19 protein-coding genes and 1 pseudogene are annotated in these 17,601 nt (G+C 68.2%); 10 read left to right on the forward strand and 10 right to left on the reverse strand.

The genetic code is table 11. The features are described 5' to 3' along the window. Positions 1-11: 11 nt before the first annotated feature. Together ripD and G6N15_RS19000 are read right to left on the reverse strand one after the other, a co-directional pair. Positions 12-506: pseudogene (ripD, locus tag G6N15_RS18995) on the reverse strand (NlpC/P60 family peptidoglycan-binding protein RipD); the annotation flags it as partial. 233 nt (positions 507-739) lie between these two features. Then, on the reverse strand, positions 740-1,123 hold the full coding sequence (locus tag G6N15_RS19000; RefSeq protein ID WP_232070278.1) for a hypothetical protein: 384 nt from the start codon (positions 1,121-1,123) through the stop codon (positions 740-742). Positions 1,124-1,198: 75 nt separating this feature from the next. On the opposite strand from G6N15_RS19000, the gene G6N15_RS19005 reads away from it, so the two are divergent. From G6N15_RS19005 to G6N15_RS19020, 4 genes are all read left to right on the forward strand, one after another. Continuing rightward, on the forward strand, positions 1,199-2,503 hold the full coding sequence (locus G6N15_RS19005) for an adenosylmethionine--8-amino-7-oxononanoate transaminase (protein WP_083087565.1): 1,305 nt from the start codon (positions 1,199-1,201) through the stop codon (positions 2,501-2,503). Between the two features lie 122 nt (positions 2,504-2,625). Beyond that, positions 2,626-3,780 (forward strand): 8-amino-7-oxononanoate synthase, encoded by a 1,155-nt coding sequence (locus G6N15_RS19010; RefSeq protein WP_083087564.1) that lies wholly within the window; start codon positions 2,626-2,628, stop codon positions 3,778-3,780. Continuing rightward, entirely contained in the window at positions 3,777-4,457 is a 681-nt protein-coding gene (gene bioD / locus G6N15_RS19015) for a dethiobiotin synthase (protein WP_083087563.1), read from the forward strand. The genes G6N15_RS19010 and bioD overlap by 4 nt, the downstream gene beginning before the upstream one ends. Continuing rightward, the gene (locus tag G6N15_RS19020) at positions 4,457-4,966 is read left to right on the forward strand and encodes a 2'-5' RNA ligase family protein (RefSeq protein ID WP_083087562.1); all 510 of its coding nucleotides are present in this window, start codon (positions 4,457-4,459) and stop codon (positions 4,964-4,966) included. Before bioD ends, G6N15_RS19020 begins: the two co-directional genes overlap by 1 nt. A gap of 6 nt (positions 4,967-4,972) precedes the next feature. Here G6N15_RS19020 and G6N15_RS19025 read toward each other — a convergent pair whose 3' ends face one another. The 4 genes from G6N15_RS19025 to G6N15_RS19040 form a co-directional block, all read right to left on the reverse strand. After that, complete coding sequence (locus tag G6N15_RS19025) at positions 4,973-6,340, reverse strand: hypothetical protein (RefSeq protein ID WP_083087561.1); 1,368 nt, start codon at positions 6,338-6,340, stop codon at positions 4,973-4,975. Next, positions 6,337-6,711 (reverse strand): hypothetical protein, encoded by a 375-nt coding sequence (locus G6N15_RS19030; RefSeq protein WP_083087560.1) that lies wholly within the window; start codon positions 6,709-6,711, stop codon positions 6,337-6,339. The genes G6N15_RS19025 and G6N15_RS19030 overlap by 4 nt, the downstream gene beginning before the upstream one ends. Further along, entirely contained in the window at positions 6,711-8,573 is a 1,863-nt protein-coding gene (locus G6N15_RS19035) for a hypothetical protein (RefSeq protein ID WP_083087559.1), read from the reverse strand. Before G6N15_RS19035 ends, G6N15_RS19030 begins: the two co-directional genes overlap by 1 nt. A gap of 116 nt (positions 8,574-8,689) precedes the next feature. Then, the gene (locus tag G6N15_RS19040; protein WP_163747864.1) at positions 8,690-8,866 is read right to left on the reverse strand and encodes a hypothetical protein; all 177 of its coding nucleotides are present in this window, start codon (positions 8,864-8,866) and stop codon (positions 8,690-8,692) included. Positions 8,867-9,027: 161 nt separating this feature from the next. On the opposite strand from G6N15_RS19040, the gene bioB reads away from it, so the two are divergent. From bioB to G6N15_RS19055, 3 genes are read left to right on the forward strand one after another with little or no spacing between them, the layout of a single operon-like run. Further along, positions 9,028-10,047, forward strand: a complete 1,020-nt coding sequence (bioB, locus tag G6N15_RS19045; RefSeq protein ID WP_083087589.1) for a biotin synthase BioB — start codon at positions 9,028-9,030, stop codon at positions 10,045-10,047. A gap of 13 nt (positions 10,048-10,060) precedes the next feature. Beyond that, positions 10,061-10,291 carry a biotin synthase auxiliary protein BsaP gene (gene bsaP, locus G6N15_RS19050; protein ID WP_083087558.1) on the forward strand — a complete coding sequence of 77 codons (231 nt, stop codon included), beginning with the start codon at positions 10,061-10,063 and terminating at the stop codon, positions 10,289-10,291. Beyond that, the gene (locus G6N15_RS19055; protein ID WP_083087557.1) at positions 10,288-10,947 is read left to right on the forward strand and encodes a DUF2567 domain-containing protein; all 660 of its coding nucleotides are present in this window, start codon (positions 10,288-10,290) and stop codon (positions 10,945-10,947) included. The genes bsaP and G6N15_RS19055 overlap by 4 nt, the downstream gene beginning before the upstream one ends. 36 nt (positions 10,948-10,983) lie before the next feature. Here the strand turns inward: G6N15_RS19055 and G6N15_RS19060 are convergent, their stop codons facing one another. Both G6N15_RS19060 and G6N15_RS19065 read right to left on the reverse strand, forming a co-directional pair. Next, complete coding sequence (locus G6N15_RS19060) at positions 10,984-12,321, reverse strand: lipase family protein (protein WP_083087556.1); 1,338 nt, start codon at positions 12,319-12,321, stop codon at positions 10,984-10,986. 74 nt (positions 12,322-12,395) lie between these two features. Continuing rightward, entirely contained in the window at positions 12,396-13,100 is a 705-nt protein-coding gene (locus G6N15_RS19065) for an NUDIX hydrolase (protein WP_083087555.1), read from the reverse strand. 48 nt (positions 13,101-13,148) lie between these two features. On the opposite strand from G6N15_RS19065, the gene nadA reads away from it, so the two are divergent. Genes nadA through nadC form a run of 3 tightly spaced genes read left to right on the forward strand, consistent with a single transcriptional unit; the run spans position 13,149 to position 16,626 of the window. Then, positions 13,149-14,198, forward strand: a complete 1,050-nt coding sequence (gene nadA / locus G6N15_RS19070) for a quinolinate synthase NadA (RefSeq protein ID WP_083087554.1) — start codon at positions 13,149-13,151, stop codon at positions 14,196-14,198. Further along, complete coding sequence (locus G6N15_RS19075; protein ID WP_083087553.1) at positions 14,195-15,772, forward strand: L-aspartate oxidase; 1,578 nt, start codon at positions 14,195-14,197, stop codon at positions 15,770-15,772. The genes nadA and G6N15_RS19075 overlap by 4 nt, the downstream gene beginning before the upstream one ends. Continuing rightward, positions 15,772-16,626, forward strand: coding sequence for a carboxylating nicotinate-nucleotide diphosphorylase (gene nadC, locus G6N15_RS19080; protein WP_083087588.1), 855 nt, complete (start codon positions 15,772-15,774; stop codon positions 16,624-16,626). Before G6N15_RS19075 ends, nadC begins: the two co-directional genes overlap by 1 nt. Positions 16,627-16,691: 65 nt before the next feature. Here nadC and G6N15_RS19085 read toward each other — a convergent pair whose 3' ends face one another. Together G6N15_RS19085 and G6N15_RS19090 are read right to left on the reverse strand one after the other, a co-directional pair. Next, positions 16,692-17,150: a helix-turn-helix transcriptional regulator gene (locus G6N15_RS19085; protein WP_083087587.1), complete on the reverse strand. Its 459-nt coding sequence runs from the start codon at positions 17,148-17,150 to the stop codon at positions 16,692-16,694. Between the two features lie 34 nt (positions 17,151-17,184). Beyond that, positions 17,185-17,595 (reverse strand): nitroreductase family deazaflavin-dependent oxidoreductase, encoded by a 411-nt coding sequence (locus G6N15_RS19090; protein WP_083087552.1) that lies wholly within the window; start codon positions 17,593-17,595, stop codon positions 17,185-17,187. Positions 17,596-17,601 lie beyond the last annotated feature (6 nt).

Here is a 17,601-nt window from a genome sequence, read left to right on the forward strand (position 1 = left end):
GATCAGCCGTCGATGATCCGCGTCAGATAGGGCGTCATGTTGCTGGTACGCGCCGGGGAAACCGTCACCGCCGGCTCGGTGGCCTCGACCATCTGCCCGTTGCCCAAGTAGATCGCGACACTCTGGGTGCCGCCCGGGCCGTAGCAGATCAAGTCGCCGGGGCGTGCCTGCGCGGGCGGCACCTTGCGGCCGACGTTGCACTGCTCGCCAGAGGTCCGCGGCATCTTGATGCCTGCACCGGCGAAGGCGTACTGGACCAGGCCGGAGGCGTCGAACCCGACGGTGTTGGCATGGATCCCGGTGCCGCGCGTGGGCCCTGCGACGTTGCCTCCGCCATAGAGGTAGGGCACCCCGCGCTGGGAAAGTGCCCGCTGGATCACGTAGTTGATGGCCTGCTGCTGGCTGGCTGACACGACGTTCGTGTCAGCGGCCGCCAGACCCGGCGTGACCACGAACGGAGCGGCCAACACGGCCGCACCGATCGCGGCGGCGTAGCTGCGCTTCATTCGACTCCACCTCTCTCTCGGCGTCAGCGCGTTCGAATGTCGCGCTGCCCGCCGTCACTGCAGTAACAACAGTCACTACAGACACTTTGACAACGAAAGCGCGAGGGTGCCATAGCTGGGTGGCTCCACACAGGATTTTTTGCCGGACCGTGACCGAAGAGTGACCGCTGGCAGACCATCGCCGAATTACTCGCGCGCGGTTGTGATTTCGGTCTCGTATCTTTTTGGCGAGGTCAGCCCGAATAGTGTTCGCTGAATGCGGTCAGCACCGAGCCGGCGACCGAGCTGACGGCGACGATGCCGATCGCCAGCAGCGGCCAGAAGAACATGTACCAGCCCTTCACCAGCGACACGAACGGGCCGATGACCGCCGCGGCACACGCCGCGCCGAGACCGCCCCACACCACCGGGTAGATCCAGTAATTGATTCCGAAAGGCGCCGGCGGGCAACTATCCGCCGCACATATGTCGTCGGTGAACCCGTACAACCGCGCCGGCCACGTCGTCGTGGTGGCCACGGCAACGGCCACCGCCCAAATCGCCACCGTGCAGATCACGTCCCACAGCTCAAGTCGCAGCCGTGGACGTTCCGAGTCACGATCGCGGGGCTGGGTCACGCTGGTCAATGCTTCCCGATGGGCTGTGGTTCTGCGACCGATGGCCCCGGACTCGCTGGATTACGCTCGGTCTTCATGGCTGCGTCTGCTTCGAGGTTGACCCCCGAGCAGATCAGCGCGATCGACGCCGCCCACCTCTGGCATCCCTACAGCACGATCGGCGCCGAGACCGTGCCGCCGGTGGTGGCGGTCGGCGCGCACGGCGCTTGGCTGACGCTGATCCGCGACGGCAAGCCGATCAGGGTGCTCGACGCGATGAGCTCGTGGTGGACCGCGATCCACGGCCACGGGCATCCGGTTCTCGACGCCGCGCTGACCGCGCAGCTGGACACGATGAACCACGTCATGTTCGGCGGCCTGACCCATGAGCCGGCGGCCCGGCTCGCACAGCTGCTCGTCGACATCACCCCGCCCGGGCTGGAGACGGTCTTCTTCTGCGACTCCGGCTCGGTGTCGGTGGAGGTCGCGGTGAAGATGGCGCTGCAGTATTGGCGCAGCCGCGGCCGGTACGGCAAGAAGCGGCTGATGACCTGGCGCGGGGGCTACCACGGCGACACCTTCACCCCGATGAGCATCTGTGACCCCGACGGCGGGATGCATTCGCTGTGGACCGACGTGCTGGCTTCCCAGGTGTTCGCTCCGCAGGTGCCCCGCCACTACGACGCGCACTACAGCGCGGTGTTCGAGACCCAGCTCGCCGAGCATGCCGACGAACTGGCAGCCGTGGTGGTCGAACCGGTCGTGCAGGGCGCGGGTGGTATGCGCTTCCACGACACCCGCTACCTGGTCGACCTGCGAGACATGTGCCGGCGGCATGGCGTCTTGCTGATCTTCGACGAGATCGCCACCGGTTTCGGGCGCACCGGAGCGCTGTTCGCGGCCGACCACGCCCAGGTCAGCCCCGACATCATGTGTGTGGGCAAGGCGCTCACCGGCGGCTATCTGAGCCTGGCCGCCACGCTGTGCACCACCGAGATCGCCCACACGATCAGCTCCGGTGCGGCCGGCGCCCTGATGCACGGACCCACCTTCATGGCCAACCCGTTGGCCTGCGCGGTCTCGGTCGCCAGCGTCGAGCTGCTGTTGCAGCAGGACTGGCGTTCTGCGGTCGCCGCGATCAGCGCCGGGCTGTCCGCGGGCCTGGAGCCCGCGCGGGCCCTGACCGGCGTGAGCGACGTGCGGGTGTGCGGCGCGATCGGCGTCATCGAATGCGCCCGGCCGGTCGATCTGGCCGTCGCCACTCCGGCCGCCCTGGACCACGGCGTATGGCTACGGCCGTTTCGCAACCTGGTCTATGCGATGCCGCCGTTCATCTGCGGGGCCGACGAGATCGCCCAGATCACCTCGGCGATGGTCCAGGTCGCCCGCCTCGTTGGCTAGCAGTGGCGACCCGCTGTGCCCGGCTTTCAGCCGCCCTCGCGATCGCCACGGGGTTTGATGGCGAGGCTCGCTCCTCGCGCCGTTCCGGCGCTCGTCGTCGCCCCATTAGGCTGAACGCCGATATGACTCAGGCTGAGACCGACACGTCACCGCTGGCCTGGCTCGATGCGGTGGAAGAGCAGCGCCGAGAAGCCGGGCTGCGGCGCTCGCTGCGGCCACGCCCGGCGGTGGCTACCGAGCTGGACCTGGCCTCTAACGACTACCTCGGTTTGTCCCAGCATCCCGACGTCATCGACGGCGGGGTGCAGGCGCTGCGCACCTGGGGCGCCGGTTCCACCGGTTCACGGCTGGTCACCGGCGACACCGAGCTGCACCAGGAACTCGAGGCGACGCTGGCCGAATTCGTCGGCGCCGCAACGGGTTTGGTGTTCTCATCGGGATACACCGCCAATCTCGGCGCGGTGGTGGGGTTGTCGGGTCCGGACTCGCTGCTGGTGTCGGATGCCTATTCGCACGCCTCGCTGGTCGATGCCTGCCGACTGTCGCGGGCCCGGGTGGTGGTGACGCCACACCGCGACGTCGACGCCGCGGAGGCGGCGTTGGCCTCGCGGGACGAGGAGCGCGCGGTCGTCGTCACCGACTCGGTGTTTTCCGCCGACGGCGCGCTGGCGCCGCTGCAGCAGTTGCACGAGGTGTGTCGGCGACACCGCGCCCTGCTCATCGTCGACGAAGCCCACGGTCTGGGTGTGCGCGGTGCCGGCGGGCGAGGCCTGCTGCACGAGTGCGGGTTGGCCGGGATGTCCGACGTCGTGATGACGACGACGCTGTCCAAGGCGCTCGGCAGCCAAGGTGGGGTGGTGCTGGGATCGGCCGCGGTGCGGGATCACCTGATCGACGCCGCCCGGTCGTTCATCTTCGACACCGGCCTGGCGCCCGCCGCAGTGGGCGCGGCACTGGCGGCGCTGCGTGTGCTGGCGGCTGAACCGTGGCGGCCGGAGGCGGTGCTGCGGCATGCCCGCTTCTTGGCCGAGATCTGCGACGTGCCGCAGGTGCCGGAGTCGGCGGTCGTGTCGGTGATCCTCGGCGACCCGGAGGTGGCGGTGGCGGCGGCGACCGCCTGCCTGGACGCCGGGGTGCGGGTGGGCTGCTTCCGGCCGCCGACCGTGCCGGCCGGGACGTCGCGGCTGCGGCTCACCGCGCGGGCGTCGTTGGATCGCGACGAGCTCGCACTGGCCGAGAAGGTGCTGACCGGCGTGCTGTCCGTGGCACGGCGGTGACGATCCTGGTCGTAACCGGCACCGACACCGGAGTTGGCAAGACGGTCGCGTGTGCGGCGCTGGCCTGCCACGCGCGGCAAGCCGGCGTCGACGTGGCGGTGTGCAAACCGGTGCAGACCGGAACCGATACCGGCGACGACGACCTCGCCGACGTGGCCCGGTTGTCCGGGGTCACCGAGCTGGCCGGACTAGCCCGCTATCCGCAGCCGTTGGCCCCCGTGGCCGCCGCCCATAACGCCGGCATGAGCCTGCCGACTGGTGACGAGATCGTCGCGCTGGTCCGCGGCATCGATCGCCCGGCACGGTTGACCCTGGTCGAAGGCGCCGGCGGGCTGCTGGTCGAGCTGGCGCGACACGGCATCACCTTGCGCGACCTCGCCGTCGAGCTGGCCGCTGCGGTGCTGGTCGTCGCCCGCGCCGAGCTGGGCACCCTCAACCACACTGCGCTGACTCTGGAAGCCCTTGCTGCACAAGGCCTTTCGTGTGACGGACTGGTGATTGGCAGCTGGCCGGCTCGCCCCGAGGCTGTGCACACCTTCAATCGGTGCGCGCTGGCGAAGCTGGCAGTAGTGCGGGCCGTGCTGCCTGCCGGGGCCGGGGCGATGGGCGCCGCGGATTTCGCCGCGATGAGCGCGCGAGCATTCGACCCGGACTGGGTGAGCGCGCTGGTCGGCTGATGGTTCACTCGATCGAGCTGGTCTTCGACGACGGCACCGAGGCGGCGATCCGCCGCATCTGGAACGACCTTGCCGCCGCGGGCATCCCCAGCCAGGCGCCGGCCAGCCGCCCGCACGCGACCATGGCAGTGGCCGAGCGCATCGAGCCCGAGGTCGACGCACTGCTGGCGCCGGTAGTTCACCAGCTGCCGCGAGACTGCACCATCGGTGCGCCAGTGGTGTTCGGGCGGGCCAAGGTGGTGCTCGCCCGGCTGGTCGTGCCCACGACGCAGCTGCTGTCGGTGCACGCGGAGGTGCACCGGCTGTGCCTGCCGCATATGGCGCCCAGCCCCATGGCCAACAGCACGCCCGGCAACTGGACCGCCCATATCACGATGGCCCGCCGGGTGGGTGGCGCCCAGCTGGGACGGGCGTTGCGCATCGTCGGCCGGCCATCCGAAATCGCTGGCAGCATTACCGGTTTGCGCCGCTGGGACGGAAACAAGAAGGCCGAGTATCTAATCGGCTGACGCCGACTATCCGCCGAACAGCAGATACAAACCGGTGAACGTGTAGCTGACCATGACCAGCATCATCGTGAGCTGGCCGGTGAGTTGGTGACCCGCCGGCAGCAGCCGAAGGGCTCGGTCGTGGGCCGCGATGACCGCGACGATGTGACCGACGACCACGCATGTCACCTTGATGCCCGCCAATACCGACGGGTGCATGGACAGCACATAGGCGACGTGCAGATGCGCCAGCCCCAGCACGTTCCAGCCCCGGCCGAACGGGTCGGCGAGCGCGAAGACGGCCCGCTGGCCCCGCTCGACCAAATACGACAGATAGTGGGCGAAGATGTAGCCCACCACGATAGGGATCAGCGAGTGCGCCATCTGGCCAGGCAGCGCTCGGCGCTGCTCGCGGTCGACGCCGCCGGTGGCACGCGCGGCAAGCGAAAAGGTCAGCGCCACAACGGAAATGAACACCAACAACCCGATGCTGCGCAACACCGACGACGACACCGTCGGTGGCACCGCATGGGCGGCGCGCTCCAGTCCGTCGGCGAAGTTGCGCCACGTCGGTGAGGCCGAGTAGCTGTCGAATGCGGTCGACCCCAGCAGCACAGCCAGCATCGCGACGACCCCGGGCCGAACCGGCAGCGACGGCAGGTGGTCGAACGGGTTGCCGATGACGATCTGCCCGGAGACCGCGTTACGGCGAAACGGCGACAGCCGTGACACCGCCATGCTGTACACCCCGAACGGGTCGACCCGGGCCAGCCACCGCTGCCCGCACAGCCACGCCCCGGCCAGCAGCACCACCGTGTACACCAGCAGCCACGCCTTGACCGCGGGCAGTGATGCCGAGTTAGGGCTGGCCAGCTCCATCCACACGAACGCAAACAGCCCCACGGCAGCCGGGCGATATCCCCAGCTTTCCGGATACGACAGTCGCGGCCGACGCAAGCGCTGCGGCGTGATGCACTGCAGCAGCAGATACACCGTGCGGACGGGGGAGAGCACCCGCCACACGGGTCCGAACAGCAGCGACAGCGCTACCAGGCCCACCCACAGCAGCACGTAGAACGCCCCGAGCATGGCATTGTTCGGGGTTTGCGGACCGAGCACCCCGGCCAGCACCACCCACACCGCGAACACCAGCGCCACCGCGGCCGCCACCGCGCGGGTGACGCGGGCGTCGACCAGGGCGGTGATCACCTCCGGCAGCGGGCGGCCCGGCTTATCCGGGTCGAATCGCGGCTTTCGCCACGCGAACGCCACCAAAGCGAACGTGAACGTCAGCGCCCACGCCGCACCCACCACCGCGTAGGCGTAGGGCACCGGCAGATCGCTCGACCCGCCCAGACCATGCGCCAGTAGGTCAGTGGCGCCGGCCGCCCTCACGGGCGCACTTGGATTGTCGCGATCGTGCGGTCCAGGTGGTGTAGCTCGACTTCCACGTTGCCGGGGACGTCGACCTTGAATTCGAACTTCTGGTTGGGCGCTGCCGCGATCTGGAACTTGTGATCGGGCGACGAATGCACGTGCAGCTCGTCGGAGGCGTCACTGGTGACGTCGAAGGTGATCGGCGCGCCGACCTTGGCCTCGAACGTGGCATTGGTCGGCGTCACTTGACCCTTGCTGATGGTGACGTTGACCACGAGGGCACTCGGCGGCCCACCCTTGTTGGACGAACCGGCGCACCCGACCAGGCCCCAGATCAGCGTCGCGGCTGCGGCCGTAATGAGCGCCCCGCGAATCGCTTTCGCCAGCATCACGCTGCCCGTGGAGGGGAGCGATCCGCCGCTTTCATCTCCTCCGGCTGCTTCGGAGCGACGTCGTGGCCGTTGATCCGGCCGGCGCCCCACGTCAGCGCCGAGATGACCATGAGCGTGAAGATCAGTACCACGATCCCGCCCGCGGTGAACAGCCAGGCCGGCACGTTCGGGTCGCGTTCACGCTGCAGGATCGTGACCTCGAGCACGAACGGACGGGAGCTGGTGGCCAGCGCGGGGATCTCGGGCGCCGGAATGGCGTCGTCAGCGGGCGCCCAGATCGGCACCGCCGTCATCGTCCTGCCGTCTTGCACGCGCAGCAACGTCTTCCACGTTCCCCATACCGGAACCGGCTGGGTGGACTGGTAGTGCCCGGGTCCGACCGGCCTGAGCCAGTCGATCACCAGACCGCGGTGATCGCTCATCCGCCCCTGCCACGACAGGATCGTCAGCCAGTCCGGGTGCTTGCTGACCAGGTCGGGCGGATTGATCTGCACGTCGGCCGACACCATGCGCCGCCCGGGCGGGCTCGGCAGGTCGGTCAGCTTGACCGTGGCAGTGTCGTGTTTCGGCACCCGGATATGCAGTCCGTTTGCCACCCCGGCGCCGATCACCAGCACCGTGAGCGCCACGATGCCGATGCCGATCGCCCGGCTTGGCAGCCGTTGGCTGGTCAGCACCATGCCCAGCATCGCGCCGCACAGCCCGGTCATCACCGCCGCGGGCACGGCCATCGCCAAGGCTTCGGGCCACAGGCTTACCGGCCATGGGTAGTGGTACACGGCGCCGATCCAAAGCGACTCCAGCCACAGCCCGATCGTGCCCACCGCCAAGCCGGAAACGGCGCCGAACAGCAGCGGGCGCCGCAACACCGGTGTAAGACCGAGCAACTCGACCACCACCGCTGGACCGAGATACAGCGGAAACCAGTTGATCGGAGCTCCCAGGATCGGCCCGACCAGCAGGGCGACGGCGCCGCGCAGGGCTATCGCGAACAGGGCCGCGATAATCGCCGCTCCGCGGCCCATCGTGATGCGCGCTGCGACGGACGCGACCGCCGCCGCCGCCGCGATCAGCATCGGCTGGAACACGAGCCGGAACTGCGGGACGCCGAAGTCGAACTCGATCTGCCAGACGGACATCCCGATGAACAGACCGCCGAACGACAGGTAACGCAGGAATTTGATGAACGGGCGCTCGGGTCTTGCGTACGCGCCCTCGGCGGGCGTGTCCGGCAGCTCTCTCCCGCCTTCGTACTCCAGCATCAGTGCCGCGTAGAGGGAGAACCCTGCACCGCCGATCATCATCAAATGGGTTGGGCCCCAGAGTGTGACATCCTGGCCGAAGATGCGATGCCAGATGTCGTCGAGCGGGAAGCCGATCAGCGCGTAGAGCCCGCAACCGGCCATCAGCACACCCCCGACCGGGGCATACCAGTCGCGGGTGATGCGAACAGCCGCCGGCCCAGGCCTGTCGAACGGCATCACCACCGCGATCATGCCGGCGAGGAAGATGCCGAACAGCCCGATGACGATGAAGTAGTGGGCCGGGTTGGCCAGCGGGCCGGGATCGCGGCCATTGCCGATGTGCCAGCTGACGTCCCAGATGAAGCCGAACAGAGCGCAGATGATCGAGGTGGTGAACACCAGAACAGGCAGTGCTACCCACGCAGGGCGGTCGAATCTGTTCCCCATCCGCTCGCCGGCCCGGGCCAACCAGTTGATCCGGTGCGTGCGGTGCGCATATCCGATCCACAGCATCAATGCGGCTATCACCGCCGCAGCGATACTCAGCCCTATCACCTGATTGAGCCCGGCGCCACGCGCCGGTGCTTCCGCAATAACCGCTGAGCCCACCGTCATCGCCTCCCAACCGCGCTGGGCCGCCCGAGAGCCTGACCGCCGAGCGGCGACTTACTCCACGGTAGGTTACCGATCCGCCGTGACCTCAAACACAAAAATCGTCGAACCAGGCATCGTCACGTCGACTTGTCGCCGACCTCGGTCTTGTCGGCCTGATCTGCGCTGCGCCTGTCGCGGATCGCGACGTACAACACCACACCCACCACGATCACTGCCGGCAAAAACGCGGGCCCTGCCAGCAGGATCCAGTGATGAGCGAGATATTCCACCCGCAACTGGCTCATGGCGTCCATTGATCGATTGATACAGGTGAACGTACCCCGCCCGCGACCATGTCATGCATCACGCGTCGCGCGTTTGTGTGGCGGCGCGCCCGTACCCTAACGTGAACACGGTTTACGCCGGCCACGGCGAGCCTGGCGAAGTTTTGTGTGCGAACACGAGGGAGTACCGGGTGACTCAGGCGGCGACTCGGCCCACCACCGACATTCTGGCGGTCGCTCGCGAGCAGGTGTTGCAGCGCGGCGAGGGACTCAGCCGTGACCAGGTGCTGCAGGTATTGCAGCTGCCCGACGACCGGCTCGAGGAACTGCTTGCCCTGGCCCATGAGGTCCGAATGGCCTGGTGTGGGCCCGACGTCGAAGTGGAAGGCATCATCAGCCTGAAAACCGGTGGCTGCCCGGAAGATTGCCACTTCTGCTCACAGTCGGGGCTTTTCGCCTCGCCGGTTCGCAGTGCCTGGCTCGACGTTCCGAGCTTGGTAGAAGCGGCCAAGCAGACGGCGAAGACGGGAGCCACAGAATTCTGCATCGTGGCCGCGGTGCGCGGACCCGACGACCGGCTGATGGCACAGGTCGCCGCCGGGATGGAAGCGATCCGCAACGAAGTCGACATCCACATCGCGTGCTCGTTGGGAATGCTCAGCGCCGAGCAGGTCGAGCAGCTGGCGGCGATGGGGGTGCATCGCTACAACCACAACCTTGAAACCGCCCGCTCGTTCTTCCCCAACGTCGTGACCACCCACACCTGGGAAGAGCGGTGGGACACCTTGTCGATGGTGCGCGAGGCCGGGATGGAGGTGTGCTGCGGCGGCATCCTGGGCATGGGGGAGACGCTGGAGCAGCGCGCCGAATTCGCCGCCGAACTCGGCGAACTCGGTCCGGACGAGGTGCCGCTGAACTTCCTCAACCCGCGGCCGGGCACACCGTTCGGCGACTTGGAGGTGCTGCCGGCCAGTGAGGCTCTCAAGGCGGTGGCCGCGTTCCGGCTGGCGCTGCCTCGCACGATGCTGCGGTTCGCCGGCGGCCGCGAGATCACGCTCGGCGACCTGGGTGCCAAGCGGGGCATGCTGGGCGGCATCAACGCCGTAATCGTCGGCAACTACCTGACCACGCTGGGCCGTCCGGCCGAAGCCGACCTGCAACTGCTCGACGATCTGCAGATGCCGATCAAGGCGCTCAACGCAAGCCTGTAGATACTAGAGGTCAATGGTTCGCGATCTGCCCGCTCCGGTCGGCGCGGGCGTCTACAACGTCTACACCGGGGATCCGGCGGGCACCTCGGTGTCGCCGACGGCAGCGCAGCTGGGACTCGAGCCGCCTCGATTCTGCGCGGAATGCGGCCGTCGCATGGTGGTGCAAGTCCGGCCCGACGGTTGGTGGGCGAAGTGCTCCCGCCACGGTCTGGTGGACTCCGCCGACCTGGACGCACAGCGATGAGCGAGCCGCAGCCTTCCGACGCTCCTCGTACGTCGCGGCGGCGAGCGATCGCCGTAGTGGTGTCGAGCCTTGTGGCGAGCGGCGTGGTGGTTGGTGGGCTGTGGGCGTGGATCGCGCCGAGCATTCACGGCGTCGTGGCACTGACCCACGAGGGCGATCGGGTGCTCGATTACCTCGGCAACGAAGCCGACCACTTCTTTGTTGCCGCGTTTCTGATGCTGGGCCTGTTGACATTGGTCGCGGTGGTGGCTGCGGTGCTGGTGTGGCAGTGGCGGGCACACCGCGGACCGGCAATGGTGGCCGGGCTGTCGATCGGCATGGTCGGCGCCGCCGCGGTCGCGACAGCGCTGGCTGGGCTGCTGGTGCACGCCCGCTACGGCGTCGTGGACATCGAGCGGGCCCCGGTGACGCCCCAGCACCGCGTGCACTACTTCACCGAGGCGCCGCCGGTGTTCTTCGGTCATGGGCCGCTGCAGATCGCCTGCACGCTGCTGTTGCCGGCTGCCACGGCAGCACTCGTGTATGCCCTGCTCGTCGCATCGGCAACCCGTGACGACCTCGGGGGCTATCCGGCCGTGGAGTCACCGGAAGCGCCGGCGACGGTCGCGATGTCGCCGGGTGCCACGGGGCACGATGGCTCGGCTTCTTGCTCGTAAGCTGCGCTTACTCGCCGTCGCCTTCGCGCGTCATAGCTACAGCGGGCGTCGGCGCACTGGCCTGCCGGTGATGACCTTCGCCGCGATCTTGCCCAGCCTGGCCATGCCGATGTAGGTGGCCGGGTTGAGGATGGTCGGCCACGTTGTGCGGATCACGTGGTCGGTCAGCGGCCGCCGAGCGAACCGGTCCTGCAACCAGCGCAGCGTCATCGGCGCCGACATCGGATGCAGCAGGAGGTGTTCGTTGAAGGCATCGCGGTGGTAGGTGACATCGGCGCCGCCACCGGAATAGGCATCGGCCAGGGCGTCGATGTCGTCGACGGCAATGAGGTAGTCATGCACCGCCTGAACGATCAGCACCGGAGGCGTCGGCACCGTTTTGCCCAACTTGATGTTGTCGAACACGTATTGGACTTCCGGCATCTCGAGGATCTCCTCGAGCGGACGGTCGAGGTATTTGCCGACGTTCTTGCCGGCCATCCGGATGACCGCGCCGACCGTCGTCATGTCCTCGAGTTCGCACAGCAAGGTGCGTCCCTCTTCGCTGGTGTGCTCCTTGATCACCCGGTCAAGGTCGGGGTAGACGTGGGCCAGCGCCGCAATCACCAGTGCGGGCAAACCGGCCAGGAAGCCGCCGTTGAGCCGCCGGAACGTATGGCCAAGATCGCCGACGGGCGATCCCAGCACCGCACCGACGATGTCGAGCTCGGGCGCGTAGTCGGCGCACAGCTCGGCAGCCCACGCGGTGGCCAGCCCGCCACCCGAGTAGCCCCACAACGCCACCGGCGCCGACGTCGACAACCCCAGGCGCTCCGAGCCGAGGGCGGCGCGCACCCCGTCCAGAATGCTGTAGCCCGGCTCGTAAGGGGCGCCCCACATCCCGTGGCGGCCTTCGTGGTCCGGCACCGACACCGCCCACCCCTCGGCCAGGGCGGCGTTGATCAGCAAGAACTCCAGCGGCGCCAACGCGCCGATCGCCTTGGCGTAGCGCCGCAGCGCGTAGGACGGGAAACAGCGGGACGCCACCGCGTCGATCGCGCACTGATACGACAGCAGCGGGCAGGGCTGCCCCGGTGCGACCTCCCGGGGAACGATCACCGTGGTGACGGTGGCCTCCGGCTTACCGTTCATGTCGGTCGTGCGGTACAGCAGCTGCGTGGCAACGGTCCGTTGCGGTACCAGGCCCAAAAACGCCAGCTCGACCTCGCGGGAGCGCAACACGGTGCCTGGCAGTGCGTGCTCATAGCCGGGTGGCGGCTCGTAGAACGGGTCGTCCGACGGCAGCAGCGGGCGCTGCTTGCGGCGCAGCTCTTCGTGCGGGGGGCGGGCGATCCATTCGGCGCCGGTGGCGCTTGCGAGGGTGGCTGGGTCCATCCCGGCATTGTTACTTAAGAGGGTATTAAGAATCCAGTCGGCCCGCCCACCGACGATCACGGTTGGGTCACATCTCAGCTGGGCGGGCGCAGCGCCGCGAACTCGTCGGTGACCCTCAGCTGCGAATCGGTGAACCGGTACAACGCGGGTGGACGGCCCCCACTGCGGCCCGACTGAGCGATGGTGCCGGTCTGCGTGATGACGCCACGGCGGGCCAGCACCCGCTGCAGGTTCGTCGCGTCAACCTGGTAGCCCAGCGCGGCGCCGTAGATGTCTCGCAGCGTAGACAGCGCGAATTCCTTTGGGGCCAAGGCAAATCCGATGTTGGTGTAGGACATCTTGGCGACCAGTCGGGTCCGGGCGTGGGCCACCATCGGGCCGTGGTCGAACGCCATCGGCGGCAGTGCAGTCACCGGATGCCAGCGGGTGTCGGGCGGCAGCTCCGGCGTGGCGGGGGAGGGCACCAGTCCCAGAAACGTCGATGCGATCACTCGATCACCGGGCACCCGGCGAGGATCGGAGAACACCGCCAGCTGCTCAAGGTGTGCAATCTCACGCAGATCCACCTTCTCGGCCAATTGCCGACGAACCGAGGTCGTCAAGTCCTCGTCGTGGCGTAGCCGCCCGCCGGGCAGTGCCCACGCCCCCAGCTGCGGCTCACGTGCGCGCTGCCACAACAGCACATTGAGCTGCGGTTTCTCGCTGCCACAGGGTCTTTCGGCACCCCGAACCTGGAACACGACGGCGAGAACCTCGTGGCCAGTGCTACCATGAAGCACGTTTTCGATTGTAAGTCGAAAACCTCCTCAGGGCGAAAGGAAACGGCCATGACGGTCCTGAATCGCACGGACACGCTGGCGGATGACTTGGCTGCCCGCATCATCGACTCACCGGCCGGCTACACCGGTATCGACGGCGACGAACAGTGGGCCGCGGAGGTCCGCCGGCTGGCGCAGCTACGCAACGCCACCATATTGGCGCACAACTACCAGCTGCCGGCCATCCAGGACGTCGCCAACCACGTGGGTGACTCGCTGGCACTGTCGCGGATAGCGGCCGACGCTTCTGAAGACACCATCGTGTTCTGCGGTGTGCACTTCATGGCCGAGACCGCCAAAATCCTGAGCCCGCAGAAGACCGTGCTGATTCCCGATCAGCGGGCCGGCTGTTCGCTGGCCGACTCGATCACCGCGGAGGACCTGCAGGCCTGGAAGGACGAGCACCCGGGTGCGGTCGTGGTGTCCTACGTCAACACCAGCGCCGCGGTGAAGGCGCTCACCGACATCTGCTGCACGTCGTCGAATGCCGTCGACGTGGTCAACTCCATCGACCCGGACCGCGAGGTGTTGTTCTGCCCCGACCAATTCCTCGGGGCGCACGCGCGCCGCATGACCGGCCGGGAGAACCTGCACGTGTGGGCCGGCGAATGCCACGTGCACGCCGGGATCAACGGCGACGAGCTGGCCGGCCAGGCCCGCAGCCACCCCGACGCCGAACTGTATGTACACCCCGAATGCGGTTGCGCGACTTCGGCTTTGTATCTCGCCGGTGAAGGCGCCTTCCCGCAGGAGCGGGTGAAGATCCTGTCCACCGGCGGAATGCTCGACGCCGCCCGCGCCACCCACGCCCGTCAGGTGCTGGTTGCCACCGAGGTCGGCATGCTGTATCAGCTGCGGCGGGCCGCGCCCGGTGTCGACTTCCAGGCGGTCAACGACCGCGCGTCGTGCAAGTACATGAAGATGATCACCCCCGCAGCGCTGTTGCGTTGCCTGCTCGACGGCGTCGACGAGGTCGACGTCGACCCCGAGACGTCGCAGCGGGCGCGGCGCAGCGTGCAGCGGATGATCGAGATCGGCCAGCCCGGCGGCGGCGAATGAGCACGGCTCCGGCCTGGCAGCAGTCGGCCGACGTCGTCGTCATCGGCACCGGCGTGGGTGGACTGGCTGCCGCGCTGGCTGCCCATCGCGCCGGCCGCCGTGTGATGGTGCTCAGCAAGGCGCACCAGAAGAGCGGAATGACAGCCACCCACTACGCCCAGGGCGGAATTGCGGTGGTACTGCCCGACAGCGCCGACTCGGTAGACGCTCACGTCGCCGACACGCTCGCCGCGGGCGGGGGCCTTTGTGACCCGGAGGCGGTGCGTTCCATCGTCGCCGACGGCTATCGCGCCGTGGCCGAATTGGCAAGGTATGGAGCACAATTCGACGCATCTTTGTCCGGCGGCTGGGCAGTGACCAGAGAAGGCGGGCACTCGCGGCGCCGGGTGGTGCACGCCGGCGGTGACGCCACCGGGGCCGAGGTTCAACGCGTGCTCGACAATGCCGCTGCCGCTTTGGATATCCGCACCGACCACACCGCCGTACGGGTGCTGCACGACGACACCGCGGTGACCGGGGTATCGGTGCTCAACGCCGACGGACTCGGCGTCGTGCATGCGCCGTCGGTGATCTTGGCCACCGGCGGGCTCGGGCACCTCTACAGCGCGACCACGAATCCCGACGGCTCCACCGGCGACGGCATTGCGCTTGCGCTATGGGCCGGTGTCCCGGTCAGCGATATCGAGTTCATCCAGTTCCACCCGACCATGCTGTTCGACGGGCATACCGGAGGGCGGCGTCCGCTGGTCACCGAGGCGATCCGCGGTGAGGGCGCCACATTGGTTGACGCCCACGGTGATTCGGTGATTGCCGGCGTGCATCCGATGGGTGATCTGGCGCCCCGCGACGTGGTGGCGGCCGCCATCGACGCGCGACTGAAAGCAACCGGTGATCCGTGTGTCTATCTGGACGCCCGAGGGATCGCAGGCTTCGAGTCCCGCTTCCCGACGGTCACCGCAGCCTGTCAGGCCCTGGGCATCGACCCTGTGCGCGAACCGATTCCGGTGGTTCCGGGCGCGCACTACAGCTGCGGCGGCGTCGTCACCGATGTCGACGGAAGCACGGAGTTGCCCGGGCTGTTCGCGGCCGGCGAGGTGGCCAGAACCGGGATGCATGGCGCCAACAGGTTGGCGTCCAACAGCCTGCTGGAGGGCCTGGTTGTCGGCGGGCGCGCCGGGCGAGCGGCGGCCACGCACGCGGCGGCCGTCGGACATCCACACGCGACATTGCCTGAGGCAGTTGTTGGTTGGGCGCTGGAACGCGGCGAGCTGCAGCGTGCGATGACCAGCGATGCGTCGGTGGTCCGCGATGCCGTCGGGCTGCGCCGGTTGGTCGACACGCTGTCCGCGGCGGCCCTTCGCCGAACGGCGGACCGCGCCGACGTCGAAGACGTGGGGTTGACTCTGACCGCCCGCGCCGTCGCCGCCGCCGCACTGGCCCGCGACGAGAGCCGGGGCTGCCACAATCGCGCGGACCACCCGCACGCCGTTCCCGAACAGGCCCGCAGCAGTGTGGTTCGGCTGGCCGACGACCAAACCACGGTTCACGTCGAGGCGCTCGCGGCGGTGTGCTGATGCCACTCTCGGACTGTGAGCTGGCCGAGGCTCGGGTCACGATCACCCGCGCCCTCGACGAAGATCTGCGCCACGGCCCCGACGTCACGACGATGGCGACAGTGCCAGCCGAGGCGGTCACGACCGCGTCACTGGCGACCCGCGAAACCGGCGTGATCGCCGGCGTTGACGTCGCGCTGCTGGTGCTCGACGAAGTGCTTGGCGGCCGGTACCGGGTGCTCGACCGCGTCGACGACGGCGCCCGGCTGCCGCCGGGCGCGCCGTTGTTGGTGCTCGAGGCGCCGACTCGCGGCCTGTTGACCGCGGAGCGCACCATGCTGAACCTGCTCTGCCACCTGTCGGGCATCGCCACCACGACGGCCGCGTGGGTCGACGCGGTGCAGGGCACCAAGGCGCAGGTCCGCGATACCCGCAAGACGCTGCCCGGCCTGCGGGCGCTGCAGAAGTACGCGGTGCGCGTCGGCGGGGGCGTCAACCATCGGATGGGCCTGGGTGATGCCGCGCTGATCAAGGACAACCACGTCGCGGCGGCGGGATCGGTGGTCGCCGCGCTGCGGGCGGTGCGCACGGCTACACCGGATCTGCCCTGCGAAGTGGAAGTGGATTCGCTGGAACAACTCGACGAGGTGCTGGCCGAAGAGCCCGAATTGGTGCTGCTTGACAATCTCCCGGTGTGGCAGACACAAATCGCTGTGCAGCGCCGCGACTCCCGCGCTCCGGCAACCAAACTCGAATCATCGGGCGGACTGACCCTTGACAACGCTGCGTCCTACGCCGGCACCGGGGTGGATTACCTCGCCGTCGGTGCGCTCACCCACTCGTCCCGGGTGCTGGACATCGGCCTCGATCTTTAAGCGGGCGAGCCGACGCCGCGACACTTAAACGTTTGCGCGGACACGCCGGGACGAGTCGCAACCGCTTAAGTCTCGGCGAGAGTGCACAGCTCGCGACGCAGTGCAGCCGGTGTATGGCCGACGTGCTGCCGCACCACCCGGGTGAAGTGGGCCTGGTCCGCGAAGCCGAGCGAGGCGGCGATGTCGGCCAGCGTCGCGGTATCGCGCTGCGCCTGGTCGAGCGCACGGCTCACTCTCACCCGGTTGCGGTACCTGGTCAGCGACACACCCAGCTGCTGCGGGAATGCCCGGCTCAACCGGTAAGGCGACGTATCAAGCAGCTCGGCGAGCGGGAATAGCCCACGCGCCGCCGGGTGGTTGTCGTGAATCGCTGCCCGGGCCCGCTCCACGAGTCGCTGATCACTGGGCGCCGGCCGGTCGGAGGCCGGTATGCGGCGCTGGGCAACGCGGCGCAGCGCGGCGCCAACCAGACCCAGCAAGTGCTCGGCCAGCAAGTAGCCGACGTCAGCTCGTTCAGCTCCCATCAAGCGCACCCTGGAAACCGACTAGACAGGGCCCTCAGGCGATGTCGGCGACGAAGACGCCAAGTCGGCGCGCCTGCAGCCGCGCCAGCCACGGCAGCTCCTGGCCACCGGTGCCGGCAGGCAAGATCCGCGGATTGGTGATGTGCACGCTCTTCCGCAAGAACTGCACGTCGGCCTCGCCGGCGGCCAGCACGTTTCTCACCCAGTCGGTCTTGCCGTGGCCGAGCGCAATCGCCAGTACGTTTCCCTTGCGGTAGGCGGTCACGATCGTCTCGTAGGGTTTGCCGGACTTGCGGCCGCGGTGTTTGATCAGCGCTGCACCGGGCAGATAGCGCGCAAACGGTTTGATCGCCGGGTTCATGTACTTGACCTGCCACCGCTCAAACCATGGCGGAAACATCATCGGGACGCCCGGCGCACTGTTGGGACGATCCTGTACGGACATGCGGTC

It is taken from the genome of Mycobacterium noviomagense (assembly GCF_010731635.1).
In the GTDB taxonomy this organism is placed as follows: Bacteria; Actinomycetota; Actinomycetes; order Mycobacteriales; family Mycobacteriaceae; genus Mycobacterium; species Mycobacterium noviomagense.

Bases quoted from the DNA above. Each gene is read 5' to 3' on its own strand.
- G6N15_RS19005 (WP_083087565.1), top strand. From the start codon at position 1,199: ATGGCTGCGTCTGCTTCGAGGTTGACCCCCGAGCAGATCAGCGCGATC.
- G6N15_RS19010 (WP_083087564.1), top strand. From the start codon at position 2,626: ATGACTCAGGCTGAGACCGACACGTCACCGCTGGCCTGGCTCGATGCG.
- G6N15_RS19020 (WP_083087562.1), top strand. From the start codon at position 4,457: ATGGTTCACTCGATCGAGCTGGTCTTCGACGACGGCACCGAGGCGGCG.
- G6N15_RS19030 (WP_083087560.1), bottom strand. From the start codon at position 6,711: ATGCTGGCGAAAGCGATTCGCGGGGCGCTCATTACGGCCGCAGCCGCG.
- G6N15_RS19035 (WP_083087559.1), bottom strand. From the start codon at position 8,573: ATGACGGTGGGCTCAGCGGTTATTGCGGAAGCACCGGCGCGTGGCGCC.
- G6N15_RS19040 (WP_163747864.1), bottom strand. From the start codon at position 8,866: ATGGACGCCATGAGCCAGTTGCGGGTGGAATATCTCGCTCATCACTGG.
- bsaP (WP_083087558.1), top strand. From the start codon at position 10,061: ATGGTTCGCGATCTGCCCGCTCCGGTCGGCGCGGGCGTCTACAACGTC.
- G6N15_RS19055 (WP_083087557.1), top strand. From the start codon at position 10,288: ATGAGCGAGCCGCAGCCTTCCGACGCTCCTCGTACGTCGCGGCGGCGA.
- G6N15_RS19060 (WP_083087556.1), bottom strand. From the start codon at position 12,321: ATGGACCCAGCCACCCTCGCAAGCGCCACCGGCGCCGAATGGATCGCC.
- nadA (WP_083087554.1), top strand. From the start codon at position 13,149: ATGACGGTCCTGAATCGCACGGACACGCTGGCGGATGACTTGGCTGCC.
- G6N15_RS19075 (WP_083087553.1), top strand. From the start codon at position 14,195: ATGAGCACGGCTCCGGCCTGGCAGCAGTCGGCCGACGTCGTCGTCATC.
- nadC (WP_083087588.1), top strand. From the start codon at position 15,772: ATGCCACTCTCGGACTGTGAGCTGGCCGAGGCTCGGGTCACGATCACC.
- G6N15_RS19085 (WP_083087587.1), bottom strand. From the start codon at position 17,150: ATGGGAGCTGAACGAGCTGACGTCGGCTACTTGCTGGCCGAGCACTTG.
- G6N15_RS19090 (WP_083087552.1), bottom strand. From the start codon at position 17,595: ATGTCCGTACAGGATCGTCCCAACAGTGCGCCGGGCGTCCCGATGATG.